Source organism: Achromobacter sp. 01N37, from assembly GCF_056399725.1.
This window is the reverse complement of the sequence record NZ_JBFTRX010000008.1, coordinates 150,847-169,089: the sequence shown is the minus strand read 5'-3', so window position 1 is coordinate 169,089 and position 18,243 is coordinate 150,847. Positions and strand designations below refer to the sequence as shown.

General features: G+C 63.1%; 16 protein-coding genes. 11 read left to right on the top strand and 5 right to left on the bottom strand.

Annotation, left to right across the window (positions count from 1 at the left end):
- Positions 1–105: 105 nt before the first annotated feature.
- The 5 genes from AC1DSJ_RS18650 to AC1DSJ_RS18630 all read left to right on the top strand — a co-directional run bounded on the left by AC1DSJ_RS18650 (position 106) and on the right by AC1DSJ_RS18630 (position 5,021).
- Positions 106–726, top strand: a complete 621-nt coding sequence (locus tag AC1DSJ_RS18650) for a TRAP transporter small permease subunit (RefSeq protein ID WP_054421830.1) — start codon at positions 106–108, stop codon at positions 724–726.
- Positions 723–2,006, top strand: a complete 1,284-nt coding sequence (locus AC1DSJ_RS18645) for a TRAP transporter large permease (RefSeq protein WP_346549999.1) — start codon at positions 723–725, stop codon at positions 2,004–2,006. The genes AC1DSJ_RS18650 and AC1DSJ_RS18645 overlap by 4 nt, the downstream gene beginning before the upstream one ends.
- A gap of 73 nt (positions 2,007–2,079) precedes the next feature.
- Entirely contained in the window at positions 2,080–2,763 is a 684-nt protein-coding gene (locus AC1DSJ_RS18640) for a DUF2848 domain-containing protein (RefSeq protein ID WP_054421836.1), read from the top strand.
- A gap of 91 nt (positions 2,764–2,854) precedes the next feature.
- On the top strand, positions 2,855–4,204 hold the full coding sequence (locus AC1DSJ_RS18635) for an amidase (protein ID WP_054422412.1): 1,350 nt from the start codon (positions 2,855–2,857) through the stop codon (positions 4,202–4,204).
- A gap of 10 nt (positions 4,205–4,214) precedes the next feature.
- Entirely contained in the window at positions 4,215–5,021 is an 807-nt protein-coding gene (locus AC1DSJ_RS18630; RefSeq protein WP_054421838.1) for a putative hydro-lyase, read from the top strand.
- Between the two features lie 74 nt (positions 5,022–5,095).
- On the opposite strand, the gene AC1DSJ_RS18625 is transcribed toward AC1DSJ_RS18630, so the two are convergent.
- The 4 genes from AC1DSJ_RS18625 to AC1DSJ_RS18610 all read right to left on the bottom strand — a co-directional run bounded on the left by AC1DSJ_RS18625 (position 5,096) and on the right by AC1DSJ_RS18610 (position 9,293).
- Positions 5,096–6,166 (bottom strand): porin, encoded by a 1,071-nt coding sequence (locus AC1DSJ_RS18625; RefSeq protein ID WP_054421839.1) that lies wholly within the window; start codon positions 6,164–6,166, stop codon positions 5,096–5,098.
- A 350-nt stretch (positions 6,167–6,516) separates the two neighbouring features.
- The gene (locus AC1DSJ_RS18620; protein WP_346549996.1) at positions 6,517–7,818 is read right to left on the bottom strand and encodes a TRAP transporter large permease; all 1,302 of its coding nucleotides are present in this window, start codon (positions 7,816–7,818) and stop codon (positions 6,517–6,519) included.
- On the bottom strand, positions 7,811–8,311 hold the full coding sequence (locus tag AC1DSJ_RS18615) for a TRAP transporter small permease (protein WP_346549994.1): 501 nt from the start codon (positions 8,309–8,311) through the stop codon (positions 7,811–7,813). The genes AC1DSJ_RS18620 and AC1DSJ_RS18615 overlap by 8 nt, the downstream gene beginning before the upstream one ends.
- Positions 8,312–8,318: 7 nt before the next feature.
- Positions 8,319–9,293, bottom strand: a complete 975-nt coding sequence (locus AC1DSJ_RS18610; protein WP_054421845.1) for a TRAP transporter substrate-binding protein — start codon at positions 9,291–9,293, stop codon at positions 8,319–8,321.
- Positions 9,294–9,572: 279 nt separating this feature from the next.
- On the opposite strand from AC1DSJ_RS18610, the gene nudC reads away from it, so the two are divergent.
- The 3 genes from nudC (at position 9,573) to AC1DSJ_RS18595 (ending at position 14,698) form a co-directional block, all read left to right on the top strand.
- Positions 9,573–10,343 carry an NAD(+) diphosphatase gene (nudC, locus tag AC1DSJ_RS18605; RefSeq protein WP_054421846.1) on the top strand — a complete coding sequence of 257 codons (771 nt, stop codon included), beginning with the start codon at positions 9,573–9,575 and terminating at the stop codon, positions 10,341–10,343.
- 137 nt (positions 10,344–10,480) lie between these two features.
- The gene (locus AC1DSJ_RS18600; RefSeq protein WP_054421848.1) at positions 10,481–10,990 is read left to right on the top strand and encodes a winged helix DNA-binding protein; all 510 of its coding nucleotides are present in this window, start codon (positions 10,481–10,483) and stop codon (positions 10,988–10,990) included.
- 81 nt (positions 10,991–11,071) lie between these two features.
- Positions 11,072–14,698, top strand: a complete 3,627-nt coding sequence (locus tag AC1DSJ_RS18595) for a hydantoinase B/oxoprolinase family protein (protein WP_441371014.1) — start codon at positions 11,072–11,074, stop codon at positions 14,696–14,698.
- A gap of 57 nt (positions 14,699–14,755) precedes the next feature.
- Here AC1DSJ_RS18595 and AC1DSJ_RS18590 read toward each other — a convergent pair whose 3' ends face one another.
- Positions 14,756–15,790: a C45 family autoproteolytic acyltransferase/hydolase gene (locus AC1DSJ_RS18590; protein ID WP_441371015.1), complete on the bottom strand. Its 1,035-nt coding sequence runs from the start codon at positions 15,788–15,790 to the stop codon at positions 14,756–14,758.
- A gap of 168 nt (positions 15,791–15,958) precedes the next feature.
- Between AC1DSJ_RS18590 and glnH the strand changes: the two genes are divergently transcribed.
- The 3 genes from glnH (at position 15,959) to glnQ (ending at position 18,176) form a co-directional block, all read left to right on the top strand.
- Positions 15,959–16,711, top strand: coding sequence for a glutamine ABC transporter substrate-binding protein GlnH (gene glnH, locus AC1DSJ_RS18585; RefSeq protein ID WP_054421854.1), 753 nt, complete (start codon positions 15,959–15,961; stop codon positions 16,709–16,711).
- 83 nt (positions 16,712–16,794) lie between these two features.
- Positions 16,795–17,451 carry a glutamine ABC transporter permease GlnP gene (gene glnP / locus AC1DSJ_RS18580; RefSeq protein WP_054421856.1) on the top strand — a complete coding sequence of 219 codons (657 nt, stop codon included), beginning with the start codon at positions 16,795–16,797 and terminating at the stop codon, positions 17,449–17,451.
- On the top strand, positions 17,448–18,176 hold the full coding sequence (glnQ, locus tag AC1DSJ_RS18575; RefSeq protein ID WP_082386948.1) for a glutamine ABC transporter ATP-binding protein GlnQ: 729 nt from the start codon (positions 17,448–17,450) through the stop codon (positions 18,174–18,176). Before glnP ends, glnQ begins: the two co-directional genes overlap by 4 nt.
- Positions 18,177–18,243: the final 67 nt, after the last annotated feature.

The following is an 18,243-nucleotide window of genomic DNA, read 5'->3' as shown; positions in this document are numbered from 1 at the left end:
CCGCCGTCTTTTGCGGCGGCGCGTTGTCTGGCTTGTCATTAGGGGCGTATGTCCAATTATGGGCTTATGTCCTATTCCGGGCTTATGTCCGCAGAGGTTCCACTCATGACCCAAACCGAACACTTCCGCCTGCTGGGCGGCCTGTTGCGGCGCGCCGAGAGTTTTTCGCGCGCAGCCGTCTGGGCCGGCGGCGCCTTGACGGTGGCCAGCGTGCTGCTGATCTCCTTTGACGTTCTGGCCCGCAAATTCCTGGGCTTCAACACCGGCGGCGCGGACGAATTGTCCAGCTACGCCTTCGCCATCAGTACCTCGTGGGCGTTGGCGTTCGCCACCTTGCAGCGCGCCAACGTGCGCGTCGACGTGCTTTACCAATATTTGCCGGTGCGCCTGTCGGCCGTGCTGGATTGGATTTCCATGGTGGCCATGGCCGTCTTCATGGTGTTCCTGACCTACTACGCCTACGACGTGGTGCAAACCTCATGGATGCAGAAGTCCGCGGCCAACACGCCGCTTGCGACCCCGTTGTGGATTCCGCAGGGCTTGTGGATGCTGGGCCTGGCCTGGATGTGCATCACCGTGGCGTTGATGCTGGCGCGTGCGTCGGCCGCGCTGGTCACGGGTGACATCGAACTGGTCAAGCAGATCTGCGGCGTGCGTTCCGCGCAGGAAGAGGCTGACGAAGAAGCCGCCGCAGGCGAGCGCATGGTGAAGGGAGAAGCGGCATGATTTCCACCGCATTGACGTTGTTGCTGGTGCTGATCGGCCTGTCCATTCCCGTGGGCGCGGCGCTTGGCGTGTTGGGTCTGATCCTGGACCCGCTGTTCTCGATGCTGCCGCTGTCGCGCGCCATCGGTGAAATCTCCTGGAGCTCGAATAACGAGTTCCTGCTGGTGGCGATTCCGCTGTTCATCATGCTGGGCGAAGTGCTGCTGCGCGCAGGCTTTGCTGAACGCATGTATGGCGCGATGAGCCTGTGGCTGTCGTGGCTGCCGGGCGGGCTGATGCACGCCAACATCGGCGCTTCGACGCTGTTCTCGGCCACCTCCGGTTCCAGCGTGGCCACGGCGGCCACGGTGGGCACCGTCGCCATTCCGCAGATCCGCAAGTATGGCTACAACGAGCCGCTGTTCCTGGGCAGTTTGGCTGCGGGCGGCACGCTGGGCATCCTGATTCCGCCGTCGATCAACCTGGTCATCTATGGCGTGCTGACGAATTCGTCGGTACCCAAGCTGTACCTGGCGGGCATCATCCCGGGCTTCGCCATGGCCGCGTTGTTCATGTTGACGGTGGTTATCGCTTGCGTGGTCAAGCCGTCCTGGGGCGGCAAGAAGATCCATGCGACGTGGGGCCAGCGTTTGGCCAGCCTGGTGCACCTGGCGCCGCCGATGGGCATCTTCTTCCTGGTCGTGGGCTCCATCTACGCGGGCCTTGCCACGCCGACGGAAGCGGCCGCGTTGGGCGTGTTGGGCGCGTTCATCCTGGCGGCCTGGTTCCGCCGGCTGACGTGGACGATGCTGCGCGAAGTGATGGAAGGCACGATGCGTTCCACGGCGATGATCATGCTGATCGTCATCGCGGCCAGCTTCCTGAACTTTGTGATGTCGGCCACCGGCCTGACGGATGCGCTCACCAAGTCGATCACCGGCCTGGGCCTGTCGCCGGGCTGGATGCTGCTGATCGTGGTGATCTTCTACCTGGTGCTGGGCTGCTTCATGGAAACGCTGTCCATGATGATCACGACGATTCCCATCGTGGCGCCCATCATGATCGCGCTGGGCTACGACCCGATCTGGCTCGGCATTGTGATCATCATCCTGGTCGAAGCTGCGCTGATCACCCCGCCCGTGGGCCTGAACCTGTTCGTGGTGCAGAGCCTGCGCAAGGCCGGTTCCATGAGCGCCGTCATCATCGGCAGCCTGCCGTTCGTGGCCGCCATGTTTGTGATGCTGGCTTTGCTGGCGTTCTGGCCCGATCTGGCGCTGTGGCTGCCGCGCGCGTTTGGCTGAGCTTCATTTGCTTGATTTGGGTGCGGCCCCATGCGGCCCCACCGTTTTCCACCCGTAAATTCGCAGGACTGATATGAAAGCCGTATTCAATCTCAACGACGCCAATCCCCGCCAAGTGGAAGTGGACTTCAACACGCTGATCGTGGCCGGCTGGGCCGGTCGCGACATCGCCGCCATCGAGCACCACATCGAAGAACTGGCCGCCATTGGCGTGCCGCGTCCCACCAGCGTGCCGCTGTACTACCGCATCGCCGACAACCAGCTGACGCAAGCCGAGCACGTGCAAGCCGTGGGCGAAGAGTCGTCGGGCGAAGTGGAAACCTTTGTGTTCGCGGTGGACGGCGAAATGTACGTCAGCATCGCGTCTGACCACACCGACCGCAAGCTCGAGACGGTCAGCGTCGCCATGTCCAAGCAGGTTTGCGTGAAGCCGGTGGCGACCGAAGCCTGGCGTTTGGCCGATGTGGCCGACTACTGGGACGAATTGGTCATCCGTTCGTACATTGTTGAAAACGGCGAAAAGGTCTTGTACCAGGAAGGCCCGCTGTCCACGTTGCGCACGCCGCAAGACCTGATCGCCGGCTACACCGGCGGCGCAGCGGTTCTGCCGCAAGGCGCGGGCATGACGTGCGGCACCGTGGGCGCCATCGGCGGCATCCGCGCCGCAGCTGATTTCACGATGGAACTGTTCGATCCGCGCCTCCAACGCACGATCAGCCACCGCTATCATGTGGAATCGCTGCCTGTCGTCGCCTGATTCCGATCGCGCACGGCATTGAACACCCGGCGCGTTCCCAGGGGGCGCGCCTGTTCGCACTTTTACGCCGCAAGTCGGCACGAGGACAATGATGGTTTCGACCTTGAATGAACTGACCTTGGCCCTGAGCGAGGGCCGCGCGAGCTCCGTCGAGCTGACCGAAGCTGCGCTGGCGCGCGCACAAGACGCAGCGGGCGAGGGCGCCCGCGTGTTCACCAAGCTGTACGCCGAATCGGCGTTGGCCCAGGCGCGCGCTTCCGACACCCTGCGCGCGGCCGGCATCGTCCGCTCGGCAGTGGAAGGCTTGCCGATCAGCATCAAGGACTTGTTCGACATCGAAGGCGAAACCACGATGGCCGGTTCGGTCGCCCGCGAAGGCGAACCCGCGGCGGACGCCAATGCCGAAGTCGTGCAGCGTTTGATCGCGGCGGGCGCCGTCATCATCGGCCGCACCAATATGACCGAATTCGCGTATTCGGGCCTGGGCATCAACCCGCACTACGGCACGCCGCTCAATCCTTATGACCGCAAGACCGGCCGCATTCCCGGCGGTTCGTCCTCGGGCGCGGCCGTGTCTGTCGCCGACGGCATGGCCGCGGCCGGCATCGGTTCGGATACGGGCGGTTCGGTGCGCATTCCGGCCGCGCTGTGCGGCTTGACGGGCTTCAAGCCCAGCGCATGGCGCGTGTCCATGACGGGTGTGCTGCCCTTGTCGGCCAACCTGGATTCCATCGGCCCCATCGCCGCCAGCGTGCGCTGCTGCGCCGAGCTGGACGCCATTCTGTCGGGCGACGGCGGCCCGGTGCCGGAAGCCATGCCGCTGCGCGGCCTGCGCCTGGCAGTGCCGACCACGCTGGCGCTGGACGCCATGGAAAAGCACGTTGCGGACACCTTCGCCGCCACGGTCGCGCGCTTGAAGGAAGCGGGCGCGCTGGTGGATGAAATCGCCATCCCCGAATTCGCCGAGCTGGGCAGCATCAACAGCAAGGGTGGCTTCACCGCTGCGGAAGCGTGGGCCTGGCATCGCGGCCTGATCGCGCGCGCCGGCAAGCGCTACGACCCCCGTGTGGTGTCGCGCATCATGCGCGGCCAGGACATGAGCGCCGCCGACTATCTGGACTTGCTTGACGCACGCGAAGCGTGGGTGGCGGCGGTGGATCACCGCATTGCCGGCTACGACGCCCTGATCATGCCGACGACGCCCATCGTGGCGCCGGCGGTGGCGGACTTGGCCGCATCCGATGACGCCTACTACGCCGCCAACGGCCTGATCCTGCGCAACCCCACGCTGATCAACTTCCTGGATGGTTGCGCCTTGTCGTTGCCGTGCCATGCCGAAGGCACCGCGCCGGTTGGTCTGATGATCGCCGCCAGCAATGGCGCCGACCGCCGCGTCCTGGCCATTGGCCAGGCAGTGGAAGACCTGCTGGCCGCACGTTAAAAGGAATGTCATGGTGTCCGCCAACGTCGTACGCAATAGTGTTGAGCTGGCCCGCCAAGCGCGTCTGGACGCGCGCAGCGGGCTGCTGACCGGACCCACCGCGAATCTGGCTCCCGGGCATGTGCAGGCCAATCTGGCGATTCTGCCGCGCGCGCTCGCGGCAGATTTCCTGCACTTCTGCCAGCGCAACCCGAAGCCATGCCCGTTGTTGGCGATGTCTGAACCCGGCAACCCGGCGCTGCCGGAGCTGGGCGCTGACATCGATATCCGTACCGATATCCCGCGCTATCGCGTCTGGAAGGATGGCGAGCTCATCGCCGAGCCCACGGACGTGCGGGATATCTGGCGTGATGACTTGGTGTCGTTCCTGATCGGCTGCTCGTTCTCGTTTGAAGAAGCGATGCTGGACAACGGCCTGCCGGTGCGCCACATCGAGCAGGGCAGCAACGTGCCCATGTACCGCACCAATATCCCCACGCACCCCGCTGGCGCCTTCAGCGGCCCGCTGGTGGTGTCGATGCGGCCGTTGAAGGCGGCGGATGCCATTCGCGCCATTCAGGTCACGTCGCGATTTCCCTCAGTGCACGGCGCGCCGGTACACATCGGTGACCCGTCACTGATCGGCATTGCGGATATCAATCGCCCCGACTACGGGGATGCGGTTGAGATCCGGCCAGGCGAAATGCCGGTGTTCTGGGCCTGCGGCGTCACGCCGCAATCGGTGGTGGCGTCTGTGCGCCCGGACTTCTGCATCACGCATGCGCCGGGCCACATGCTGGTGACAGACCTCATCAACAGCCGCATGGCGATGCTGTAGAAAGCAAAAAGCCCATCGCAAACACGATGGGCTTTTTTTTATGCGGCGGGGGTTCGCCGCAATGCGTGCAGGTCTTAGAAGATGTGGCGGAAGCCCACGGCTGCGCCGACCTGGTTGCTCTTGCCGGCGATTTCGCCGCTGGCGGCATCGCTGACCTTGTTCCAGTCCACGGTGCCATAGACTTGCGAACGCTTGGACAGCGAGTACTCAGCCACGGCAACCAGCGCGTAGCGCTTGCCCTTGTCGCCGTCGGTGACCACGTTCTTGCTTTGGTCGTAGTAACCGGCGCCGGTGATGGCCCAGCGCGGGGTGGCTTGCCACGTCACGCCGGCGAAATAGCCGTTGTCTTTGCGGTCCAGGCTGGCGGTGGTGGTGCCGCCCATGACGGCGTTGACCCAACCCGTTTCGTCGCGGCCGTTGTAATAGCCGGCGAACACCTTGGCGCTATCGAACTGGTAGGACGCGTTCAAGTTCCACACGCGCTGGCGCAGGTCGGAATTGCCGCCGTCATAGGTCTGCTGGTACGCCGCGCCCAGGCCGAGCTTGCCGACCATGTAGCGCAGGCTGGCGCCGTATTGCTGGCCGGCCTTGTGGTCTTCCCAGCTTTCGCCGTTCGCCCACGACAACGCCAGCGACAGGTCGCCAATGGTGTTGGCGTACTTGGTCATGTTGTTGGTGCGCACGCGCGACATGGCGGCGGGCAGCCAGGCGTTCTGGTCGTAGTTGCCGACGGTCAGCGGGTCGAAGTAGTCGGCCAGCAGGTCGAACATCGGCGTGTTCTGCAGACCCAAGGTCAACTGGCCGATGTTGCCGCCGTCCAGGCCAACGTAGGCCAGGCGGCCAAACGTCTTGCCGGTGGCCGACGAATTGCCGTTCTGCATGTTGAAGCCGTTTTCCAGGCGGAAGAAGGCACGGTTGCCGTTGCCCAGGTCTTCCGAGCCGCGCAGGCCCCAACGGCTGTTGGAGATAGCACCGTTTTCCATCGAGACGCGGCTGCCGTCCTGGCCAACGCTGCCGGCGCTGGTGCTCAGGTAGCGGATGCTGACGTCGGCAATGCCGTAGAGCGTGACGCTGGTTTCTGCGGAAGCGGCGCCGGCTGCCAAGCCGAGACCGGCTGCGGCGAGCGTAAGGGTGATGCGTTTCACTGAGGACTCCTCCTGTGTAGCTGTTTTTGGTTGCTCCAGGCTTGTGGCCCGGTCTGTTGCGCCTGGCGGATCGTCGGACGCTGGGCCTTTGCACCGACGCTTTGAATAAGCGAGGGGTCCGGAGCGTAGGCCCAATAGCGGTAATTGCAGGGTCGACTGCGCCAAAGTGGTGCAACGGATTAGCGCCAGGGGATTCTAAAAAAGTTACGGGTTGTGTAGTACCAATTTGTTTTTGGCGTTTTCCCTGGTTTACAGATCCTCAAAACCGCGCCGTGTGCGGAACAATGGCGCGATTGTTCCAAAAAAAAACCCGGTCCAGGACCGGGGTTTGTGTGTGTTGCCCAAGCGCTTTACAGCGTCATGTGCAAAGGCAGCCACGTTGCAATGCCAGGCACCACATAGAGCAGTAGCACGGCAAAAATCATCAGGAAGAACATGGGCAGCGAGGCGCGCGCAATGTAAGGCAGCTCGCGTCCGCTCATGCCCGACAGCACGAACAGGTTGAAGCCGACAGGCGGCGTGATCTGTGCCATTTCCACCACGAAAACGATGAAGATGCCGAACCAGATCAGGTCGATGCCGGCCGCCTGTACGGTCGGCAGCAGCACGCCCATGGTCAGCACGACAATCGAAATGCCATCCAGGAAGCAGCCCAGCACGATGAAGAACACCATCAGCGCCATGATCAGGCCGAACTGCGACAAGCCCAGCCCGCCGATCCATTCCGCCAGCGCGCGGGGCAGGCCGATATAGCCCATCGCCAGCGTCAGGAACTGCGCACCCGCCAGAATCAGCGCAATCATGCAGTACAGGCGCGTCGCGCCCAGCAGCGATTGCTTGAAGGTGGAACGGTTCAAGGAGCCTTGCAGGCCGGACAGGATCAGCGCGCCCACGACACCCACCGCCGCCGCTTCCGTGGCGGTGGCGATACCGGTGTAGATGGAACCCAGCACGGCGCCAATCAGCAGCATCACGGGAATCAGGTGCCGCGATTGCGACACCTTCTGCGCAAACGACATGCCGGGGTCCGCCTTTGGCACCTGGCCAGGGTTGCGGATCGCCCACCATGCGATATAGCCCATGAACAGCAAGGCCAGCAGCATGCCAGGGAAGATACCTGCGATGAATAGCTTGGCAATCGACACGTCCGCCGCTACGCCGTAGACGATCATGATGATCGATGGCGGAATCAGCAGGCCCAGCGTGCCGGCGCCCGACAGCGTGCCCAGGATCTTGTCCTCGGGGTAGCCACGGCGCGTCAGTTCGGGGATGGTCATCTTGCCAACCGTTGCGCAAGTGGCCGCTGACGAGCCCGACACGGCCGCAAAAATGGCGCAGCCGATCACGTTCGTGTGCAGCAGCCGGCCGGGCAGGCGGTTCAGCCAGGGCGCCAGGCCCTTGAACAAATCCTCTGACAAGCGGGTGCGGAACAGGATTTCGCCCATCCACAGGAACAAGGGAAGGGCGGTCAGCGTCCAGCTGGACGACGCGCCCCAGATCGTGACGGCCATGGCGTCGCCTGCCGGGCGGCTGGAGAAAATCTCCATGCCAATCCAGGCCGTGCCCGCCAGCGTCAGGCCAACCCAGACTCCGCAGCCCAGCAGCGCGAAAATCGAGACGACCAATAGGGTAATGACGAGAAGTTCATTCATGGGTTTGCTGCGAAGTAGCGGCGGACAGGCCGCGCGAACGCCGTACCAGTTCGTCGATAAGAGCGATCAGGAACAACACCGTACCCACCGCCATCGTGATCTGGGGAATCCAGAGCGGCGTGGCGTCGTTGGACGTGGAGATGTCGTTGAACAGCCAGGAGTCATACGTCAGCTTGACGCTGAAAAAGGCAAAGGCGGCGGCGAGCAGGCAGCCGACCGCCAAGGCGAAAATGTCCAGCCGGCGGCTACCGGCGGCCGGCAGCGAATTCAAGAGCAGCGTCACGCGGATGTGTTCGCCGTGCTTGAACGTGCTGGCCAGCGCCAGAAAACCCGCCGCCGCCATGAAGTACCCGGCGTAGGCGTCGGTGCCCGGAATATTGAAGCTGAGCTGGCGGGCGATGATCGCCGCCAGCACCGACACCAGCACGCCAATCGTGCACAAGCCGGCCAACAGGCCGGCCGCGCCGTAAAGACCATCTAGAAAGCGGCGCATGGCGATATCACTGCTTCTTATAGGCGTCGATCATGGCTTGGCCGTCGGCGCCCGCCTTCTTCAGCCAGTCATCAAGCATGCGCTTGCCGATAACCGACAGGCCTTCCTTCAATTCCACGGTGGGCTTGATGGTTTCCATGCCGTTCTTGGCCAGCTCTTCCTGATACCACTTGTTCTTTTCCTGCGACAGCTTCCAGCCGCGTTCCTCGGCTTGCGCACCGGCCTTCTTCAAGGCGGCTTGGGTCGCGGGGTCCAGCGCATCGAAGGCCTTCTTGTTCACGATGATGGCGTTCTTGGGCAGCCAGGCCTGCGTGTCGTAGAACTTCTTGATGTATTCGTAGGTCTTGGTGTCGTAGCCGGTGGAGGCCGACGACATGTACGAGTCGATCACGCCCGTTGCCAGCGCCTGCGCCAATTCAGCCTGCTGCACCGTCACCGGTTGCGCGCCGACCAGTTCGGCAATCTTGGCCGTGACGGGGCTGTACGCGCGCCACTTCAGGCCCTTCATGTCGCTGATCTGCTTGATGTCCTTGTTGGCGAAAATGCCTTGGGGCGGCCACGCCACGGCGTACAGCAGCGTCATGCCTTGCGAGGCCAGCTTCTTTTCCAGGAACGGCTTTTGCGCTTGATACAGCTTGAACGACGCTTCGTAGCCGGTGGCCAGGAAGGGCAGGCCGTCCAATTCGTAGATCGGGTCTTCGTTGGCGAAGTTGGTCAGCAGGATTTCGCCGATCTGCGCCTGGTTGCCTTGCACGGCGCGCTTGATTTCCGGCGCCTTGTACAAGGACGCGTTGTTGTGCAGCTGAATCTTCAGCTTGCCTTCAGACAGCGTGTCGACGTCCTTGATGAAGGTCGTCAGGTTCTCAACGTGGAAGTTGCTTGCCGGGTAGGCACTGGGCAGATCCCATTTGGTTTGAGCCTGTGCGCCCGCGCTGAACGCCAGGATGATGCTGCCAGCCAGCAGCGAGATTTTCTTGTACATGGATGGGTCCTTCTTTGCGAATGATGAAGACGGGTTGTGCCCGATAGGCATTGCGAAAGAGACTGCTGCGCGCGTGACGCGCTGCCGAAAAGCCGTCACATTCTATGTTGCTGTGCGGTAACAGGGCGCGGGAAATCGCGTGTTTACGGGTAATTCCTAGGAACGTCTGTTGTTCATTGGTTGAAGGTTCAAAGTTCACGGTAACCCTCGCGGGGACACATTCAAGCGCACATTTTTCTTCTAACATTGCGAAGTCAAAAACGCAGTGCAGAGGCCCTTGTGAATTTCGTTTTCCGCCGTGATGAGTTGCTGGTCGAAGAAGCGTCCAGCGTGTTGCCGGATACGGCGTTGTGCGAACGCATCGGCTTGGCGCCCGCCGCCTTGCAACGTGTGTCCATGACCCCGGATTCGCCGTACCGCACCGTGCACGTCGAGCCCGGCATCGAAGCGCCCGAGGGTTACGCATTCAAGAAGCTGCGTTCCTTGTTTGGTGTGTTCGACGACGAACGCATGGCGCTGGCGGGCCGGGCGTATCAGATTTCGGAATGGGCGCGCACGCACCGCTTTTGCGGCGCTTGCGGCACGCCCACCGAACGCGTGTCGCACGAGTTCTGTCTGCGTTGCCCGTCTTGCGGCTTTTCGGCGTACCCGCGCATTTCGCCCGCGATGATGGTGCTGATCCGCAAGGGCGACAGCATCCTGCTTGCCAAGCACACCACCACCGCCACGGCGCGCTACACGGCGCTGGCGGGTTTCGTGGAACCCGGCGAAAGCATCGAGCAGACCGTGCACCGGGAAGTCTATGAAGAGGTCGGCCTGAAGGTCGGCAACCTTCAATACTTCGGCAGCCAGTCGTGGCCGTTCCCGCATTCGCTGATGGTGGCGTTCACCGCCGACTACGTATCGGGCGATATCCGCGTGCAGGAAGACGAAATTGCCGACGCGCGCTGGTTCGGCCCGGGCGACCCGATGCCCGACATCGCGCCGCGCATCTCGATTGCGGGCTGGCTCATCGGCGCCAATCTGCCGATGGGCTGGTCGGTGCCTTAAGCGCGCGCAAACGCCGCAAAACGCTAGGGGTATTCCCTCGAAAGAGGGCATTTCGGCCGTCTTCGACTAATTTTTTATGGATGAAGTATTCATAAATTATTAGTATTTCGCTCAGATAATTTTGGCGAAAGCGTGTCATGAGCCCTACGTTGATTGCCTCGTCCGCCCACTTGGCGGGCGGTAGCGCGCCCGATCTGTCCGAAGTTGAATTCGGGCTGATGATCGCCAGCCATGCCTTTGACCGCTGGACCGTGCGCTGCATGGCTGCGGCCGGGCTGCCCGACCTGACACCGACAGACGTGATGGTGTTTCACCACGTCTATCACCGGCAGCGCGCCAAGAAGCTGGCCGATATCTGCTTCACCCTTAACGTCGAAGACACCCACATCGTCAGCTACGCGCTGAAGAAGCTGGAGCGCCTGGGCGTGGTCAAGGGCGAACGCAGCAGCAAGGAAGTGTTCTACAGCGTCACGCCCGAAGGCGCCGCCGTGCTGAAACGCTATGGCGACATCCGCGAGCAATGCCTCACCGCCGGCCTTGATGGGCCGGGCGGGGGCGGGCTGGATTTCAGCCGCCAACTGGCGCACACCTTGCGCGCATTGTCCGGCCTGTACGACCAGGCGGCCCGGGCGGCAACCTCTCTCTGATTCCCATTCGGGCACGGCCCCGTTTACCTGCAACTGACCGCGGCGCGACGCGTCGTGGCCGTTCGTTCTCAAGGACTACGCATGAAGAAGTGGCAATTCTGGATTGATCGTGGGGGTACCTTTACCGACATCGTGGCGCGCCGCCCCGATGGCACGACGACGACGGCGAAGATGCTGTCCGAGAATCCCGAGCAGTACCGTGACGCGGCAGTGGCCGGCATCCGCAAGCTGCTGGGCGTGGCGCCGGGCGAGCCCCTACCTGCAGAACTGGTCGAATGCGTAAAGATGGGCACGACGGTTGCCACCAACGCCTTGCTGGAACGCAAAGGCGAGCGCACGTTGCTGGTGACGACGCGTGGCTTTCGCGACGGCCTGCGCATTGCGTATCAGAACCGGCCGCGCCTGTTCGACCGCAACGTCATGCTGCCCGAAATGCTCTACGAGTCGGTCGTTGAAGCCGATGAGCGGGTGGCGGCCGATGGCGAAGTCATCCGCGACCTGGACGAAGCGGGCCTGCGCGCCGGCATGCAGTCGGCCTATGACAGCGGCATCCGCGCGGTTGCCATTGTGTTCATGCACGCCTGGCACGCCACGGCGCACGAACAGCGCGCCGCCCGCATCGCACGCGAAGTGGGCTTCACGCAGGTGTCGGCCTCGCACGAGGTCAGCCCCCTGATCAAGTTCGTGTCGCGTGGCGACACGACGGTGGTCGACGCGTACCTGTCGCCCATTCTGAAGCGCTATGTGGACCAGGTGGCGGGCGAACTGCCGGGCATCCGCCTGATGTTCATGCAATCCAGCGGCGGCCTGACCGACGCGCATCGCTTCCGCGGCAAGGATGCCATTCTGTCTGGCCCGGCCGGCGGCATCGTCGGCATGGTGCGGACCAGCGAAATCGCCGGGTTCCCCAAGGTAATCGGCTTTGACATGGGCGGCACGTCTACCGACGTATCGCACTACGCGGGCGAATTCGAACGCGAATTCGAAACGCAAGTCGCAGGCGTGCGCATGCGCGCACCGATGATGAGCATCCATACGGTGGCGGCAGGCGGGGGGTCGATCCTGCATTTTGACGGCGCACGCTTGCGCGTCGGCCCCGATTCGGCGGGCGCCAACCCAGGCCCCGCCTGCTATCGCCGTGGCGGCCCGCTCGCCGTGACCGACTGCAACGTGCTGTTGGGCAAGATCCAGCCCGACTTCTTCCCGAAGGTTTTCGGCCCCGACGCCAATGAAGCGCTGGACCGTGATGCCGTCGTGGAACGCTTCTCGGCCATGGCCGACGAAGTGCGCGCCGCCACCGGCCGCGAAATGACGCCGGAACAATTGGCTGAAGGCTTTCTGGAAATCGCCGTGGGCAACATGGCCGAGGCCATCAAGCGCATCTCGGTGCAGCGCGGCCACGACGTCACCGAATATGCGCTGACCGTGTTCGGCGGCGCGGGCGGGCAGCACGCCTGCCTGGTGGCCGACGCCTTGGGCATGACCACCGTCTTCGCGCATCCGCTGGGCGGCGTGTTGTCTGCTTATGGCATGGGCTTGGCGGACCAGACGGACATGCGTCAGAAGACCGTTGAAAAGGTGCTGGACGCCGACTTGATGGGCGTGTTGCAAGACGAACTGGACACGCTCGCCGGCCAGGCCGTGGGCGAATTGCGCCGTCAGCACGTGCCCGAAGCCGACATCAGCGTGCAGCGCCGTCTGCATCTGAAGTATCGCGGCACGGACACGGCGCTGGAAGTGGCCTTTTCCGATCTGGATCAGGCGCGCCGCGACTTCGAATCCGCCTATCGCCAGCGCTATTCGTTCCTGATGCCCAACCGCGAACTGGTGGTGGAAACCATTTCGGTGGAAGCCACGGGTGGCGGCGAGCGCGTGAGCGAAACCAGCGTTTCGCGCACCCGCGAGGGCGCCTTGGCGCCGCGCCGCGTGGTCAGCATGTACAGCGCGGGCGAGTGGCGCGACACGCCCTTGTATGTGCGCGAAGACATGGCGGGCGGTGACGTGGTGGCAGGCCCCGCCATCATTTCCGAGCCTAACCAGACGACCGTGGTTGAACCCGGCTGGCAGGCGGAATTGACGCAGCAGGATCACTTTGTGATCCGCCGCGTGGAAGAGCGTGCCGAACGCCGTGTGGTCGGGACGCAGGCGGACCCCGTCATGCTCGAGGTGTTCAACAACCTCTTCATGTCGATCGCTGAACAGATGGGCTACCGCCTGCAGAACACGGCGTACTCGGTCAATATCAAGGAACGCCTGGATTTCTCGTGCGCCATCTTTGATGCCCAGGCCCGCCTGATCGCCAACGCGCCGCACATGCCGGTGCACTTGGGGTCGATGGGCGAATCGGTGCGCACGGTCATGAACGCCAACGCCGGCCGCATGATGCCGGGCGACGCGTACGTGGTGAACGACCCGTATCACGGCGGCACGCACTTGCCTGACGTCACCGTCATCACGCCGGTGTTCGACCATGCCGGACGCGAGATCCTGTTCTATGTGGGCTCGCGCGGCCATCACGCCGATATCGGCGGCACCACACCGGGCTCCATGCCGCCGGATTCCAAGACGGTGGAAGACGAAGGCGTGCTGTTCACCAACTTCCAGCTGGTGAAGAACGGCGAATTCCGTGACCAGGCCGCGCGGGACATTCTGGGTTCGGGCCGCTGGCCCGCGCGCAATCCGGATCAGAACATTGCCGACATGCACGCGCAGATCGCCGCCAACGAAAAGGGCGTGCAAGAGCTGTTGCGCATGTGCGACCACTTTGGTCTGGATGTGGTGCGCGCCTACATGGGTCACGTGCAAGACAACGCCGAAGAGGCCGTGCGCCGCGTCATCTCGGTGTTGAAGGATGGCAGCTACGAGTACCCGCTGGACAACGGCGCGGTGATTCGTGTGGCGGTTACCGTGGATACGCAGGCGCGCAGCGCGGTGGTGGACTTCACCGGCACGTCGGCGCAGCTGGACAACAACTTCAACGCACCCGGCGCCATCGCCGTGGCGGCGGTGCTGTATGTGTTCCGCACGATGGTCAATGACGACATCCCGCTGAACGATGGTTGCCTGGTGCCGCTGTCCATCATCGTGCCGGAAGGCTCGATGCTGCGCCCGAACCCGCCGGCCTCGGTGGTGGCGGGCAACGTGGAAACGTCCATGTGCATCGTCAACGCGCTGTATGGCGCGCTGGGCGTGCTGGCGGCCAGCCAGGGCACGATGAACAACTTCACGTTCGGCAACGCGCGCCACCAGTACTACGAAACCATCTCGGGCGGTACGGGCGCAGGCCCGGTGCGCATCGACGCGGCAGGCCCGCATGACGAAGGTTTCGCTGGCACGTCGGTGGTGCAAGCCCACATGACGAATTCGCGCCTGACGGACCCCGAAGTGCTGGAGTTCCGTTTCCCGGTGCGCCTGGAGTCCTACGAGATCCGCAAGGGCTCGGGCGGCGCCGGCCGGTATCCGGGCGGCGAGGGCGGTGTGCGCCGCATTCGCTTCCTGGAAGACATGACGGCCGCCATCCTGTCCAACAACCGCCGCTTCGCACCGTTCGGTTTGGCGGGCGGGCAACCCGGCGCGATGGGCCTCAACACGATCGAACGCGTTGACGGCACGGTCCAGGAGCTGGGCCCGCAAGATAGCGCCCAACTGCATCCGGGCGACATCTTCGTGATCGAAACCCCGGGCGGCGGCGGCTACGGCGCGGCGTAATCCGCACAGTCGCTTGCGGTCATCAACCAAAAGGCCCGTCTGATCAGGCGGGCCTTTTCAATCCGGGTCCGACATCACATCCAGCGCGATATCGGCCATGGTCTTGCGGTCATACACCCGCAAGGTCACTTCCTCATCGCGAATCTCGAACACTGCCGTCGCCAGCGTGTTTTCGCCGTCGGGGTCCTTCTCGTCCGTACGCAAGATGGGCAACGCGCCCAACTTATCGTGCAGCGCCGCCAACAAATCGCTGCTTCCCGTTTCGGGCGACCACCCGTCTACGATCCCTTCGATCCGGTTCTGCCGCTCACGCGACGATTCGGTGATGATCTGCGCCTGCCCCCGGGTCTTGCCATGCACCATGTGGTTCGCATGCCCATACCGCGTGCCGATTTCCAACACCGACACGCTGCCGGGCGTGACTTCAGCGCTGATCAATCGCGGCTCTGTCGCGCTGCCCAAGGTGTGATGGAACCCCCCTGAATGTGGCAGATCCTGCAATAGCGAAATCGCCTGATCCAGCGTCGTGCAGTCCAACACCGCGCGCGCCAAAAACATGCGCGGCACGCCGGGATGGCGTTGCCGCGTGCGCAGGTTGTTGATGGTTTGAACGAGGCCGGCGCGGTTGGCGCCGAACGTATGGCCGGGCAATGAACCCGGGTAATAGAAGCTGAGATAGCCGGGCCCGTCTTCCAGCGCCACGTCCACCAGGTGGCAGCGGCCATACAGATACGGGTCGCCGTCTTCGTTGTGGCCAATCCAGCGGGAGCCGTCCGCCGCTTTCAATGCCACGGTGGTGCAGCCGTCTGTAGTGCTGTGCAGCAAGTCGCCCCGGCAATTCCACAGCAGCAGGTCTTCGATCGGCATGCGTAAGCCGTCGGCCAGCCCTTCGAGTTCTTCCCAGATCTCTGGCAGCGCGGCTTGCGCCTGCTGGCCCAGTTCGGCCACATAAGGGTGGCCGCGCCAGCGGCGCAACGCATCCCACGTGCTGCTTTGATTCAAATACACCGACATCAGCGGCCGCGCCAACTTGCCCAGCGCCTGACCCACCTGACGCCGGTTTCCGGCAATGCGTACATATTTGTAGGGCATGGGGATTCTCCGGGGTGTCATGGGGATTGTAATTTTTCTAAGCTCTGCCGGGTGGGGACGGATGCAGTAAGATCGCCAGTAAGTTGCACCGGAGACCCCGGCGCAGCCCAGGAATCATGCCCCTACAACAACCCCGGGGTGCCGGACGGTCCCCAAGAGGAGAGTTTCATGATCAAACGTAAAGTCGCCGCCGCCTTGGTCGGCCTGTCCGTGGCCATGTTTGGCGCCGCCTCTGGCGCCCAGGCCCAAGGCAAGGAATTGGTGGTGGCCACCGATACCGCTTTCGTGCCGTTCGAATTCAAGCAGGGTAATACCTATGTGGGGTTCGACATTGATCTCTGGGCAGCGGTCGCCAAGGAACTCAACCTGAAGTACAAGCTTCAGCCGATGGACTTCAACGGCATCATCCCCGGCCTGCAAACGAAGAACATCGACGCCGCGCTGGCGGGCATCACGATTCGCGACGACCGCAAGAAGGTCATCGACTTCTCGGACCCGTACTACGAAAGCGGGCTGGCCATTCTGGTCGGCGACAAGAACACCGACATCAAAGACGCCAAGTCGCTCTCCGGCAAGACGGTCGCCGTCAAGACCGGCACCGCCACGGTCGACTTCCTGAAGGCCCAGGTGCCGGACGCCAAGCTCAAGCTGTTCCCGAACATCGACAACGCCTACCTTGAACTGGCCACCGGCCGCGTCGATGCCGCCGTGCACGACACGCCCAACGTCCAGTACTACGCCAATACGGCGGGCAAGGGCCGCGTGAAGGTGGTGGGCTCGGTCAAGAGCGGCGACTTCTACGGCATCGCTTTCCCCAAGGGCAGCGAACTCGTTCCGCAAGTGAACAAGGCGCTGGCCACCCTGAAGGCCAACGGCCAGTACGACGCCATCTACGAAAAGTGGTTCGGCAAGAAGCCGTAAGCTGACGGATTCTGCTGTGCATTCGGGGCCGTCCGGTGGACGGTCCCGCCATTGCAAGGCGCAATGGCGCCAGAGGGGGAATCGTGGAGTTTGACTGGACCGTAATTGAAGGCGCGTTACCCAATCTGCTTGAGGGTACGCTGATGACCATCAAGATCACGTTCTGGGGTTTGTTCGGCGGCTTTCTATTGGGGGCGCTGTCGGGCGTCACTCGCGCTTACGGGCACCCCATCTTGTCGGGCATCGCGCAGGTCTATGTGGCGATCATCCGTGGCACGCCGATCGTCGTGCAGGTGATGTTCATCTACTTCGCCTTGCCGCTCTTGGCCAACATACGCGTGGATGCGGAATGGGCCGCCATCGTTACCCTCATCATCAATTCGGGCGCCTACATTTCCGAAATCGTGCGCGGCGCGCTGCTGTCCGTGCACAAGGGCTTGAAGGAGGCCGGGCAGGCGATGGGGCTTCCCTTTCACAAGATCCTGTTCCATATCATCGGGCCGGTGGCGTTTCGCCGCATGATCCCGCCGCTGGGCAACCAGTGCATCATCAGCCTGAAAGATTCCTCGCTGTTCATCGTGATCGGCGTGGCCGAGCTGACGCGTCAGGGCCAGGAAATCATGGCCAGCAACTTTCGCGCCGTTGAAATCTGGTCCGCTGTCGCGATCATCTACCTGATCCTGACGGGGCTGATGGCGTTGAGCCTGCACCTGGTGGAAAAGAGGATGCGCATACTATGAGCATGGTTGAATTTCACAACGTCACCAAGCACTTCGGCGAGTCCATGGTGCTGAACGGCATCTCGCTGAACATCGATGCGGGCGAAGTCGTGGTGGTGGTCGGCCCCTCGGGGTCCGGCAAATCCACCTTCCTGCGTTGCATCAACGTGCTGGAAACCATCAATGATGGCGACTTGCTGGTCGACGGCCTGAGCGTCAAGGGCGATGCCGCGCAAGTGCGCGAGATCCGCCGTGAAGCGGGCATGGTGTTTCAGCAGTTCAACCTGTTTCCGCAGATGACCGCGCTGGAAAACGTCATGTTCGGCCCCGTGCACACGCGCGGCCAAGGGCGCGACGAATCCCGCGAGCTGGCCAAGGCGCTGCTGAACAAGGTGGGCTTGGCCGAACGCATGAACCACTATCCGGCTGAACTTTCCGGCGGGCAGCAGCAGCGCGTGGCCATTGCCCGGGCGCTGGCCATCAAGCCCAAACTGATGCTGTTCGATGAACCCACGTCGGCGCTGGACCCGGAGCTGCGCCACGAAGTGCTGAAGGTGATGCGCGACCTGGCGGAAGAGGGCATGACCATGGTGGTCGTCACGCATGAAATGGAATTTGCCCGCAAGGTGGGCAGCCGCTTGATCTTTATCGATGCGGGCAAGATTGCGCACGATGGCCCACCCGCCGAACTGCTTAGCAATCCGCCCAGCCAGCGCTTGAAGGATTTCCTGCAACACGTGAAGTGATGCGCTCGCGCACATGAAAAAGCCCTGTATCTCGATGGATACAGGGCTTTTGCCTGAGGGCCGCGAC